This window comes from Streptococcus sp. FDAARGOS_192 (assembly GCF_002073815.2).
Lineage (GTDB): Bacteria > Bacillota > Bacilli > Lactobacillales > Streptococcaceae > Streptococcus > Streptococcus salivarius_H.
On record NZ_CP020431.2, the window covers coordinates 1,223,624 to 1,236,562 of the forward strand.

A 12,939-nucleotide genomic window follows, 5' to 3' on the forward strand; every position below is an offset into this window, starting at 1 on the left:
AGTTATTTAAAACTACTGTAGCTCTGTGTGAGTAGCCTCTGTCGAGGTTTCAGTGCTTGAAGTTGTACTGTCAGTACTTGAGCTCGTGGATGACGAGTGTGTCGTACTGCTTGAGCTTGACTGTAGACTTGAACTTGCTGTTGCAACCGAAACATAGAGAATCACTGAACCATCAACGCTTGTACCAGCTTGTGGATCTTGATAAAGGACCTCTGTACTGCTAGGAACCTTATCCTTGTCTAACTTGGCACCAGTATTATAGTCATGATACTCGATACTACTACTTGAGATACTCTTACGATTCAAGGTTTGAACCGCTGTTGAAACCGTCAAACCAGTCACATCAGGCATGGTAACTGTCTTAGGAGTTGCCACACGGAACTTAATCTTGGCCTTACTATCCTTAGGATTGAAAGACTTGTTTTTCCCTGGACTTTGAGATAGGATTTCTCCCTCTTCAGCACTGTCGTCTTCGACATGCTGAATATCAATTTGGTCCTCAGAAACGCCATAATTCGAAGTTAAGTCCTCAATGGCATCTTTGTAGTTTTTACCTTTGTAGTCTTTCAACGCAAAACCTTTACTACCAGAAGAAACATAGACATCAATGCTTGATCCCTCTTTTCGTGTGGTTCCAGCTGTAGGATCAGTCTTGATGACCTTGCCTGTATCGACAGAGTCATCTTCCACTTCCTTAACTTCTCCTACCTTAAATCCAGCACCCTCAATTTTAGTCTGAGCTGTGGACAACTCTTGACCGACCACATTAGGCACCTGGACATTATCAGGATTGGTAAATACCAAATAGGCAAAGATGATAATACCAATAAAGACAAGTCCTAGGAAAACCTTGAGTAAGGTTGAGAAGAAATTCTTCTTTTTCTTCTTAGCTGGTGTCGTTTTCTTCCTCGGTTGTTTACTTGGAGCAGGTGTAGGCTCTGATGGCTCAGCAGCAACGGCCTTTTTCTCAAGGCTTGCTGATGGAACTGGATCAACCTTCGGTAAGGTCTTGGTATCCGTCATATCATCAAAGACTACCTTGGCATCGCGTCGATGACTAGGATGCAAACTCGTTACCAAGTCACGGCTCATTTCCAAAGTACTATTATAACGATTTTCTAGTTTTTTGGCTGTTGCTCGAATAACCACGTTTTCCAAGGCTTGGGGAACGTTACGGTTCTCTGCCAAAATCGATGGGAGTGGCTTTTGGAAATGTTGGAGTGCAATGGTTACAGCACTATCGCCATCGTAAGGAATATGACCTGTTAACATTTCAAAAAGCATAATACCCATAGCATAGATGTCGCTTTGGATAGTTGCTTTCGATCCACGAGCCTGCTCTGGTGAGAGGTAGTGGACAGACCCCAACATAGAGTTAGTTTGAGTTAGACTAGTCTCTGCAAAGGCAACCGCAATTCCGAAGTCTGTAACCTTGGCTGTACCGTCCTTAGTTAAAAGAACGTTTTGTGGCTTAAGGTCACGGTGGATAATGCCCTTTTGATGGGCAAGAGTCATGGCGGAAAGAACCTCCCCCATGATACGCACAACATCTTGGTTAGAAAGTGGCGCATGGTCTTGAATATATTTCTTCAAGTCCGAACCATCTACATACTCCATCACCAAAAACTGCTGGCCGTCTTCTTCGCCAATATCTCGGATAGCAACGATATTAGGATGACTGAGTTCTGCCATGGCACGCGCTTCACGCTGGAAACGCGCCACAGCCACCTGATCCGTTTGGTAATTGGTACGTAGCACCTTAATAGCTACTCTTTCATTATCCAGAATCAGGTCGTTAGCCAGATAAACATCCGCCATACCACCACGCCCGATAGACTTAAGGATTCGATAACGTCCAGCAAACAATTTGCCAACTTGGATCATTATCCTTCCTCACTTTCTATTTTGATGAGAGCAACGGTAATATTATCATGACCACCAGCCTCATTGGCTGCAGCTACCAAACGACTCGTTTTTTCTTCGACGAAACCAGGGCTGTTGACAATATGAACAATCTGTTCAACTGAAATCATATTGGTCAAACCATCTGAATTAGCCAAAATATAGTCTCCTGGTTCCAATTGTTGGACACCAAGGTCAGCCTCAATCGGAGCAGCTTGCCCAATAGATTGCGTAATGATATTACGTTGTGGGTGAACCGCTGCTTCTTCTTCAGTCAACTGACCAGCCTTGATAAGAGCATTGACCAAAGAGTGGTCGTTCGTCAATTGCTTATACTCACCATTACGGATAAGGGCAATACGTGAATCCCCGACATGGGCGAAAATCACAGCATTATCAACAAAGGCAAGAACCTCGATAGTTGTTCCCATTCCCTTATATTCTTCGTTTTGGCCAAGCTCATAGATTTTACGATTTTCTGCATCAATAGCAGCAATCATCCAATCACGAATTTGACTCAACTCACGAAAATCAGTGTTAATCCAGTCACGACCAAGGTCAGTTACTGACATCTCACTGGCAATATTTCCAGCACGGTGTCCACCCATTCCGTCTGCAACAACGACAAGGGTAACACCAGCTTGGTTGACAAATTTATTAACAAAATCTTGGTTGTTTGACCGTTTTTGGCCAATGTCCGTTAATAATGATATTTCCATAGTTTTCTTTCTGACTTGCGTCAGCATTTCCTCCTCTGTAACCCTAAGCTTTTTTACGCAACTGTGCGATGAAAAAACCATCAGTTAGATACTGTTCGGGGGTAATTGCCAAACAGCCATTGACCACGATGTCTTTACATGGATGGTCTAAGGCAACTTGCTCAAAATCAGGATGGCTCTCAAGAAAGGCTTGAATCACCTCTTGATTTTCTTCTGCTATGATGGTGCAAGTACTATATGTTATTATACCACCTTTTCGTAGGGTTTGACAAACGCTGGATAGGATCTCCAACTGCACAGCCTTAAGGGACTCAAAGTCTTGGAGGTCCTTGTTATATTTGATGTCAGGTTTCCGACGAATGAGTCCAATCCCTGAACAAGGAGCATCCACCAAAATCTTGTCAAAACTATCAGTCGGAAAGACTTGATGTACCTGACTAGCATCCAGTTTCTGTGTCTTAACCTTATCAGCTAGGCCAAGACGTTGGGCATTTTCTTCGATAAGGGCAAGCTTATGATCATAGAGGTCAAGCGCCGTCACATGTCCACCCGTCAAATAAGAGGCCATATGGACAGTCTTACCACCAGGTGCCGCACAGGCATCCAGGATTTCTTCCTCGCCTTGAATCCCTAAAGTTGGTGCAACCAGTTGACTGGTCTCATCCTGAATGGTCAACAAGCCCTCTTTAAAATAATCTGTTCCAGCAAAGTAACCTGAAGACTTAACAAGCCCGACTGGTGATAGGACTGAACGATCAGCCCCAGTGGTCTCCGCTATCTCTTTCAAACGTGACGCATCCGTTACACGTACACTAGCCTTATTTCTCACAAAGAGGCTTTGGAAAATAGCAAGGGCACGGTCTTCCCCGTACTGGTCGATAAGTTTTTTAACCAACCACACAGGTAGAGAATACTGAACGGAATAGCGTTTATTGACACGTTTAATCTGGCTTGGATCTGGCAAAGGCTGGCTAGATAGTTTACGAAGAACCGCATTGACCAGCTTCTCAGCACCCTTTTTATTGCCACGATTTTTAGCAATAGAAACCGCATCATTAACTACCGCATGGGCTGGAATCTTATCTAAATAGGCCAACTGATATAGACTCAAAAGTAATAAGTCATAAACCCAAGGTTCAAGCTTATCGCGGTCCTCAATAACATGGGCTAGAATCCACTCCAAAGTAATCTTACGAGCCACGGTCCCATAGACAATTTCCGTCACCAAGGCCTTGTCCTTATCTGTCAGCTGCGACTTGCTCAGATGTGCATTGAGAGCAATATTTGAGTAGGCCCCTTCCTGGAAGACTTCTTCTAAGATTTCAAGTGCCTGTCCACGAGCTGTTTTTTTCCAATCATTGGCCAAATGCATCACCTACTTCAAGATTGCGTCCGACCCCATTAAGGAAATCAGCAATAGCCATACGAGGTTTTCCAGCAGGTTGAACTGTCTTAAGCGAAATAGCTCCTTGGCCAGTCGCAACTACCAAACTCTTCTTGGTTTTTTCAATAATATGACCAGCCTGTCCTTGACCTTCTGCCAAATCCGCTTCATAAATTTTGAAACGTTTGCCATCAAGCAAGGTATGGGCCACAGGCCATGGGTACATGCCACGGATTTGATTGAAAATGTCTCGTGCGGACTTGTTCCAATCAAGGCGCTCCTCTTCTGGACTAATATTTGGTGAAAAAGTTACCTGACTGGCATCTTGAGGGACAGGTTTGATTTCTCCGGCAATGTAGGCAGGCAAGGTCTCAAGCAAGAGGTCACGACCCAAGACTGCCAATTTTTCAAACATGGTACCGACATTATCCTCGTCAAGAATTGGCAAGGCCTTTTGGCTAACCATGTCACCAGCATCCATTTCCTTGACCATTTCCATAATCGTCACACCAGCTTCTGCATCACCATTGATAATGGCATAATGGATAGGCGCCCCACCACGGTATTTTGGCAAGAGTGACGCATGGACGTTAACCGCAAAATCCATGCTATCAAGCAACTTACTTGGCAAAAATTGTCCATAAGCCGCCGTAACAATCCCATCAGCACCAAGTGCCATAAGCTGTGCCATTTCCTCAGAACCTGACAACTTTTCAGGTTGATAAATTGGCAAGTCATGCGCCAAGGCTACTTCCTTGACCGGTGTCATGCGGATTTCTTTTTTACGGCCGACAGCACGGTCTGGTTGCGTCACCACAGCAACAATATCATAATGCTCATCGGTCAAAAGTCCTTCCAGCACTGTCGCTGAAAAGGCAGGCGTTCCCATAAATACTAATTTTGTCATATTCTTCCTTTTCTAGATTAGGTAAAATTCTGAGGTTCGTGATCAATAATCAAACGCAGGTCCTTGTTCTCAGGCTCCTGAGTCATGTCAAGGACCCTATTAAGCGTTTCTTCCAAGTTATCCTCAAAACGGTATTTGATAATAATCTGATAGTGATAAAGGTTATGTGTTCGGGCAATTGGCTTAGGTGTAGGCCCTAGGAAGGTCACCTTGTCTGACAGGTGCTCTCTTAAATAAGCCATAACCTCATAGCTCTTCCGAACCACAAACTCTTCATCCTTGTGAGAAAGCGTAATCCCTACCGTATAGAAATAAGGGGGATAGGCCAACTGACGTCGAATCCCCATTTCATAGGCGTAGAAACCTTCATAATCCTGTTGCTGTGCAAACCGAATGGCATAATGACTAGGATTATAGGTTTGAATAATAACTTCCCCTTCCTTGTCAGCACGACCAGCACGACCAGCCACCTGAGTCAAGAGTTGGAAGGTACGCTCAGCTGAACGAAAATCTGGTAAATTTAGCGACGTATCTGCATTCAAGACCCCTACCAAGGTAACATTTGGAAAATCCAAGCCCTTGGCAATCATCTGAGTTCCAAGCAAAATGTCGGCCTTACCACTTCCAAAGGCCTCCAAGAGTTTCTCGTGAGCCCCTTTCTTACGTGTCGTATCAACATCCATACGAATCACTTTGGCTTCTGGCAAAAGTTCCGTCAATTGGTCATAAGCCTTCTGTGTCCCAGTCCCATAATAGCGAATCTGACGACTCTGACAGTTAGGGCAGACATGTGGTATTGCTTTTTGAAAATCACAATAGTGGCAATTCATGGTCTTAGTATCCATGTGCAAGGTCAATGAAATATCACAGTTGGGACAATCATCCACATAGCCACAGTCACGACACATGACAAAAGAGGAATAGCCACGACGGTTCAACATTAGCACAACTTGTTCCTTACGTGCCAAACGTTCTCGGATTTTCTCTAAGAGAGGTGGCGTAAAATCACTCGCCTCTTGACGGCCCACAAAGTCCTTAAAGTCCACCACTTCCACCTGAGGAATTTTGGCATTAGGATTAGCCCTCTGAGTCAACTCAAGAAAATGGTAAACCCCTTTCTGAGCTCTCGCCCGTGTCTCAATAGAGGGTGTTGCTGAACCAAGAACAAGCACGGCTCCATGACTCTTAGCCCTAAGCAAGGCCACATCTCTAGCATGGTAGCGAGGATTAGACTCCTGCTTATAAGTAGCCTCATGTTCCTCATCGATAATGATAGCTCCGATATTGTCCAAGGGAGCAAAGATAGCCGAACGTGCTCCTACCACAACCTTGGCCTGGCCAGATCTAACCTTACGCCACTCGTCAAATTTCTCACCGTCTGACAAGCCTGAATGCATAATCGCCACCAAGTCCCCAAAACGCGAAATGAAACGATTGGTCATTTGGGGTGTCAAGGAAATCTCTGGTACCAAGACAATAGCCGTTTTCCCCATAGCCAAGGTCCTCTCGATAAGATGCAGATAGACCTCTGTCTTACCTGATCCCGTTACCCCTTCCAATAAGAATGGTTTGCCACCTTGGCCGATTTGGCGCGTCATTTCTTCAACCGCATGCGCCTGTTGAACATTAAGCTCAAGAAAATCCGTCTTCTCTACCTTTTCAAAGTAGCTGTCGGCACGATTGACCTCAACTTCAGTGATGACCAAGGCACCAGCTTCGATGAAAAACTTAACCACATCTCGTGAAAAAAGCTTGTGGAGGTCTGCCAACTTCCCTGCCTCACTCTTCTCTAACAAGAAGTCACGCATCTCCAAACGTCTCTTAGCCCGTTGTGAAATTGCCAAAGTCTCGAGAGTGCCCTTTTGAACACTATAGTGCTTCTCAGTCTTAATGTTCTGCTTATCCTTAGCAAGGTAATCAACCGTTACACGCCCAGACTGGACCAGACGAGGAATGGCTTGACGCTGCTCCTCTGACAACTGCGAGAAAAGAACATGATCCTGCCCCTGAAGAAAAGTCTGTTTATCTTCTTCACCTAGTTTATCAGTCGCCATGATAACCTTATCGTACTGAGAATTAAGGAGACCAGGTAGCATTGATTTCAAGATAGAAATCTTATAGGAAAAGACCGTATGTCGCATCTGATCAGCCAAGTCCAGTTGATCCTGATTAAGGACTGGCTCATAATCTAAAAGCTCAGCAATAGGTTTTAATTCAGGAAAGTCTCTTAAATCCTCCTGCTCCTCGAAGCCAATAACAAAGCCTTGCAATAGACGATTTCCTTTACCGAAAGGTACATGCACTCGCATACCGATGGCGATTTGTGCTTGCATAGCTTCAGGGATAAGGTAACTATAAGGCCTGTCCGTCTGCATCAGAGGAACGTCTACAATAATTTGTGCTACTAAAACCATAAATTTCCTCCTGTCACTTCCTTAAGACCAGTATCTTTCAAGCTCAAGAAAAGCTGAGTTCTTGATTATCATCATAAAGAAGGAAGCTGAGACACTATGCCTCAGCTCCCCTCTCCTCATAAACCAAAGCATGACTTTGATTTTAGATTTTATCGCCTTCTTCTTTTTCTTTAGCGATTTGTTCTTTGATTTTACGTTCTTCTTCCTCAGCAGCAAGACGTGCTTGGATCACTTTCAAACGTGCTAATTCACGTTTAGATTCTGGATCTGGGTGAATAGTCACATTTCCAGTTTCAATTTCTTCAAGGGCTTGAAGGGTTGGTTTTACTGACGTAAACTCTTGAGTTGGTTCAGCACTAGCAGCCAATTCATGGGCACGTTTGGCTTGCAAAATAACCAATGAATATTTTGAAGGCACTTTATCCAAAAGTTTGTCAATAGAGGGTTTCAACATCATAATTCTATACCTATTTCTAATTTATTTGTCTGATAATTTCTTTTCTGAAATCATATTACGATAGCGGCCAATCACACGGTCAACGCGGAAGTGTTCTGCTTCAATAACACGTTTAACACGCTCAGCAGCTAGAGGCACTTCGTCATTAACAATGGCATAATCGTATTCGCTCATAAGAGCAATTTCTTCACGCGCACGCTCGATACGTTGAGCAATAACTTCCTCAGAATCTGTCCCACGACCAACCAAACGTTCTTGAAGCTCGTTTAAATCCGGTGGTGTCAAAAAGATGAAGACAGCATCTGGGACCTTTTTCTTAACCTGAAGGGCACCTTGAACCTCGATTTCAAGGAAAACATCAATACCTTTATCCAAGGTTTCATTGACATAAGTCAAAGGTGTTCCGTAGTAGTTACCTACATACTCAGCATATTCCAACATTTGACCATTACGAATAAGCTCTTCAAATTCCTCACGTGAACGGAAGAAATAATCCTTCCCATCAACTTCACCAGGACGCTGGGCACGTGTGGTCATTGACACTGAGTATTCAAATTTATGGTCAGGTGTTGAAAAAATTTCCTGACGAACAGTTCCTTTTCCGACACCAGAAGGTCCTGAAAAAACAATCAAAAGTCCACGTTCAGACATGTCTTCTCCTTAAACTAAGATTAAAAATCTTCTTATGACTCACCTTAAAAAAGAGAAAGCAATCATCTCCTTTTACGGCTTAGGGGTTGTTCAGTGATTAAGTTACAGCTCACTTTTCAAAGCATGCGTTTTTCCTTACTATTTTACCAATAAAAGTGACTTTTTTCAAGGTGAGGACACCATTAAAAAGAGTGAATTCCTTTTCCCAGTACTCACTCTTTTTAAATACTCTTTTAAACCAAACCAGTCAGGAGACCTTGCATGAATTCTTCTGAATGGAACTCACCAATATCATCAATTTTCTCACCAAAACCAATTAATTTAACTGGAATATCCAACTCTTGGCGAATAGCTAGGACCACACCACCCTTGGCACTACCATCCAACTTAGTCAAGACAAGACCTGTAAGAGGTGTAATTTTTGAAAATTCCTTGGCCTGACTAAGGGCATTTTGACCTGTTGAAGCATCCAAGGCCAAGAGGGTTTCATGAGGTGCTTCTGGAACCACACGCTTAATAATACGACCAATCTTTTCAAGCTCTGCCATAAGGTTGTCTTTATTTTGCAAACGACCCGCAGTATCAATCATAAGGACATCAACTCCTTCAGCAAGAGCCTTTTCCATACCATCAAAGACCACTGAAGCTGGGTCAGCCTTCTCAGCACCAGTCACTACTGGCACATCAACACGACGTCCCCACTCAACCAACTGAGCGACAGCTCCCGCACGGAAGGTATCAGCAGCTACCAACATAACTTTTTTGCCTTCTTGTTTGTATTTATGCGCCAACTTACCGATAGACGTTGTCTTACCAACCCCGTTGACACCAACGAAAAGCATGACTGTCAAACCATCTTGGAAATTAATCTGCTCCTTGTAGACATCATCCTTCTCGTAGATATCCACAAGTTTTTCGATAATCAAGCGTTGCAAATCTTCAGTCTTTTTGACATTTTCAAGGCGGGCTTCATAGCGCAAGTCTTCCGTTAATTGCGTTGCAACATTAACACCAACATCGGAAAGAATCAGCATTTCTTCCAATTCTTCGAAGAACTCCTCATCAACTCGACGGAAATTCGCGAAGAATTCATTCAAACGGGCAGCAAAACCTGTACGCGTCTTCTTAAGGGTACGATTGTATTTTTCTTGTTCTGTTTCAGTTTTTGAAGCCTGAACTTCTTCAGGTTTTTCCTCAACTTTACGAGTTTGAACAGCCTCAAAAGTAACCGTTTCACCTTTTTCTGCAGCAGCAGCTACCTGAGCCTTTTTAGCATAGTAATCAGCCATGACATCTGCGAAGTGGTTATCCACAGCGACTTGGCTTTCTTCTGACTCTGATACGCCCTCTGCTGCGCTTGAGGCCTGATCATCAACAGATAGGTCCTCATCAGACGCTACTTCACTTTCTTCTGTCACTGTAGATTCGCTTTCTTCAACAGATTCTGTAGACGAAATCTCTTCTACTTGAGTCTCTGACTCACTGAGCTGTTCTGTTTGACTTTCACTTGTTGACAAGTCTTGATTATCAAGAGCCTCAGTTTCTGAAATTTCCTGATTTGCTACAGTTTCCTGTGATTGGTTTTCCTCTTGTCCAAATAATCGATCAAATAGACCCATTTGGTTCTCCTTATTTCTCTAGAATATACTTGTGGATGGCCTCAGCCACTCCAGATTCCTCATTAGTTTTTGTCGTTACTGCCTTGGCAACAGCCTTAACCTTAGGAACAGCATTTGCCATAGCCACACCTAGACCAGCCCACTCCAACATGGTCAAGTCATTTTCCTCATCTCCCATAGCCATAACCTGACTTTTATCAAGGGCAAGATAATCAGACAAAAGTTTCAAGCCTACAGCTTTATGAACCCCTTTCGGCATGACTTCTAGGATAATCTCACGAGACTTAAATACCTCAAACGCTTGGTATAGATGGTCAGGTAGTTTTTGAATTTGGGCATCCAAAAACTCTTCCTCACAGACCGTAACTACCTTATTATAGACGATATTTTCAGGAATGTCATCAATACTCTCCACATCAACGAAGGTCAAGGTAGGATTAGCCTGACGATAGAGAGAATGATTGCCTTTACTCGGAACACCATAGACAATGCCATCACTGATAACATCCATAGGAAGCCCTAGAGGTTCGAAGACAGCATAAATCTGCTTTAAATCTTCTCGACTCATCTCTTTCTTTATGAGGATATCCCCATTATTACGCTGAACCAAGCCACCATTGAAGGTCACACTATAGTGCTTATCATCTAACAAGCCCAAATCTTCCAAGATATGAGTAATAGCTGGTAGAGGACGACCAGTCGTAATGACCACATGAACCCCCTTAGCTTCTGCCGCCTTCAAAGCAGCTCTATTTTCAGCTGTTACTTGCTTATCCTTAGTAAAGAGGGTTCCATCTAGGTCCAAGGCTAGTAATTTAATCTCAGACATCTGAGCCCACCAACCCTTCCATGTAGTCAAAGACTGCACCATCTTTATGGTGACCAATCACCTCATCTGCCACTGCCTTAATCTCATCACGCGCATTTTCCGTAGCAACTGCACGTCCAGCAAAGGTCAACATCTCCATATCGTTGAGGTTATCACCAAAGGCTACAACATCTGAAGCCTGACGTCCCAACTCTTGACAAAGATGGTAGAGACCAAAGCCCTTGTCCACCCCTTTAAGGATAATATCCATGGAATCAAAGCCAGTTGTCACAGCTGTCATATCCTCAAAAATTGTGTTGAGGTAGTCACCACGTTCCATAATGGTATCTCCTTGGAACTTAGCAGTCACCTTGAAAATATCATCTGTGACCGCTTCAAGGTCCGTTGCCATAACATTTTCATAGTAACGTTCCATAGCCTTAAGATAGGCTGGATCTGCATCGTTTGGTGCGTAGGCACCACGACGGCCTGACAAGAGAATCCCCTCGCAAGTTGGCAAGGCTAGGGTTGTATCTGCAATTTCCAAATAATCCTTAGGTTCTAGCTTGGACTCAAACAGGACCTCACCCTTGTACTGAACCAGGGCTCCGTTTTCTGCAATAATAGCAATACGGTCCACAAACCCATCAAAGAGCTCTTCCAAAGCCAAGAGAGCTCGGCCAGAAGCTACGGTAAAAACGTAATCTTTAGCTTCACAAGCATCCAAAAGGTTATCCAAACGTGCTTTGTCATAGGCACCAAGATGGTCTAGAAAGGTACCATCCATATCTGTTGCTAAAATTTTCAAAATAATCTCCCTTCAGGTCGAATATACTTGCCCCTATTGTACCAAAAATAGGAACATAAGTTTGGGAAAAGCCAAAGAAATTAGAGAAAATATGGCATTTTACTTGCAAATTCATTATTTTAGTTGTATCATTACGGTAGTACAAAAATAATACTATTATACTTTTAGAAAGGAGTCTCTTATGGCTTGGACATTTGATGAAAAATCGCCTATCTATCTCCAAATCGCTTATCGCGTCAAACTGAAGATAGCTTCCAAGGAATTGAGTATGGGACAACAACTCCTACCTGTAAGGGAATTTGCTCAGGAAGCCGGAGTCAATCCCAACACCGTACAAAGAGCCTTCCAAGAACTTGAAAAAGAGGGGCTGGTCTATTCTGCCCGTACCTCTGGTCGCTTTGTTACTGAAGATGAAAAACTTATTGATCAAAAACGACACGAGATTGCTCAAAGTCTCATGAAAAACTTTGTCACTGAGATGACAGCCATTGGTTTTAGCTCACCTGAAATCAAAGCTATCATTACTGACTACATCGAACAAACAGGAAAGGACTTATAGACCGATGACTGATATTGTAACTCTAACAAATCTCACCAAAACCTATAATGGTATTCCAGCTCTTAGAGATGTGACCATGTCTATTCCGTCAGGTAAAATCATTGGTCTTTTAGGACCAAACGGTAGTGGTAAAACAACTCTCATCAAGATTTTGAACGGCCTCCTCCAACCAACTTCTGGTTTAGTAACCATCAATGGATTACAACCGTCTCCTGTCACCAAGGCACAAGTAGCATATCTGCCTGACACAACCTATTTAGATGAAAGTAAGACTATCCAATACTACTTGGACTTCTTCCAGGATTTCTACGCTGACTTCCGCTACCCTCTTGCCTTGCAACTCTTGGAGGATTTAAAGCTTCAGCCTGATTTGCGCCTTAAAGACCTTTCAAAAGGTAACAAAGAAAAAGTTCAGTTGATTTTGGTTATGAGTCGTGAAGCTAAACTCTATCTCCTCGATGAACCTATTGGTGGTGTCGATCCTGCATCACGTGACTACATTCTTAAAACTATCATCAACCAATACTCTGAAGATGCTTCAGTTATCATTTCTACCCATTTGATTGCTGATATTGAATCTGTCCTAGATGAAGTTGTCTTCTTAAAATACGGTCAGATTGAACTTCAGGGTGATGCTGATAATATCCGTCAAGCCCATGGCAAATCTATCGACAAACTCTTTAGAGAGATGTTCCACAATTAGGAGGTATG

At 43.3% G+C, this 12,939-nt stretch carries 12 protein-coding genes; 2 read left to right on the top strand and 10 right to left on the bottom strand.

The genetic code is table 11. The features are described 5' to 3' along the window. Window positions 1-12: 12 nt before the first annotated feature. From pknB to A6J31_RS06370, 10 genes are all read right to left on the bottom strand, one after another. The gene (gene pknB / locus A6J31_RS06325; RefSeq protein ID WP_080610731.1) at window positions 13-1,884 is read right to left on the bottom strand and encodes a Stk1 family PASTA domain-containing Ser/Thr kinase; all 1,872 of its coding nucleotides are present in this window, start codon (window positions 1,882-1,884) and stop codon (window positions 13-15) included. Then, entirely contained in the window at window positions 1,884-2,621 is a 738-nt protein-coding gene (locus A6J31_RS06330) for a Stp1/IreP family PP2C-type Ser/Thr phosphatase (protein WP_037604753.1), read from the bottom strand. The genes pknB and A6J31_RS06330 overlap by 1 nt, the downstream gene beginning before the upstream one ends. Before the next feature lie 43 nt (window positions 2,622-2,664). Further along, the gene (gene rsmB / locus A6J31_RS06335) at window positions 2,665-3,987 is read right to left on the bottom strand and encodes a 16S rRNA (cytosine(967)-C(5))-methyltransferase RsmB (RefSeq protein ID WP_080610732.1); all 1,323 of its coding nucleotides are present in this window, start codon (window positions 3,985-3,987) and stop codon (window positions 2,665-2,667) included. After that, window positions 3,977-4,912, bottom strand: coding sequence for a methionyl-tRNA formyltransferase (gene fmt / locus A6J31_RS06340; RefSeq protein WP_080610733.1), 936 nt, complete (start codon window positions 4,910-4,912; stop codon window positions 3,977-3,979). The genes rsmB and fmt overlap by 11 nt, the downstream gene beginning before the upstream one ends. A 17-nt stretch (window positions 4,913-4,929) precedes the next feature. Beyond that, on the bottom strand, window positions 4,930-7,326 hold the full coding sequence (locus tag A6J31_RS06345) for a primosomal protein N' (protein ID WP_080610734.1): 2,397 nt from the start codon (window positions 7,324-7,326) through the stop codon (window positions 4,930-4,932). 142 nt (window positions 7,327-7,468) lie between these two features. After that, window positions 7,469-7,783 (bottom strand): DNA-directed RNA polymerase subunit omega, encoded by a 315-nt coding sequence (rpoZ, locus tag A6J31_RS06350; protein ID WP_080610735.1) that lies wholly within the window; start codon window positions 7,781-7,783, stop codon window positions 7,469-7,471. A 21-nt stretch (window positions 7,784-7,804) separates the two neighbouring features. After that, window positions 7,805-8,434: a guanylate kinase gene (gmk, locus tag A6J31_RS06355; RefSeq protein WP_002884259.1), complete on the bottom strand. Its 630-nt coding sequence runs from the start codon at window positions 8,432-8,434 to the stop codon at window positions 7,805-7,807. Between the two features lie 233 nt (window positions 8,435-8,667). Then, entirely contained in the window at window positions 8,668-10,053 is a 1,386-nt protein-coding gene (gene ftsY, locus A6J31_RS06360; RefSeq protein WP_080610736.1) for a signal recognition particle-docking protein FtsY, read from the bottom strand. Between the two features lie 10 nt (window positions 10,054-10,063). Further along, window positions 10,064-10,882, bottom strand: coding sequence for a Cof-type HAD-IIB family hydrolase (locus tag A6J31_RS06365; RefSeq protein WP_037603016.1), 819 nt, complete (start codon window positions 10,880-10,882; stop codon window positions 10,064-10,066). After that, the gene (locus A6J31_RS06370; RefSeq protein WP_080610737.1) at window positions 10,875-11,669 is read right to left on the bottom strand and encodes an HAD-IIB family hydrolase; all 795 of its coding nucleotides are present in this window, start codon (window positions 11,667-11,669) and stop codon (window positions 10,875-10,877) included. The genes A6J31_RS06365 and A6J31_RS06370 overlap by 8 nt, the downstream gene beginning before the upstream one ends. A gap of 181 nt (window positions 11,670-11,850) precedes the next feature. On the opposite strand from A6J31_RS06370, the gene A6J31_RS06375 reads away from it, so the two are divergent. Both A6J31_RS06375 and A6J31_RS06380 read left to right on the top strand, forming a co-directional pair. Continuing rightward, on the top strand, window positions 11,851-12,228 hold the full coding sequence (locus A6J31_RS06375; RefSeq protein ID WP_060971837.1) for a GntR family transcriptional regulator: 378 nt from the start codon (window positions 11,851-11,853) through the stop codon (window positions 12,226-12,228). A gap of 4 nt (window positions 12,229-12,232) precedes the next feature. Beyond that, the gene (locus tag A6J31_RS06380; protein WP_080610738.1) at window positions 12,233-12,931 is read left to right on the top strand and encodes an ABC transporter ATP-binding protein; all 699 of its coding nucleotides are present in this window, start codon (window positions 12,233-12,235) and stop codon (window positions 12,929-12,931) included. Window positions 12,932-12,939: the final 8 nt, after the last annotated feature.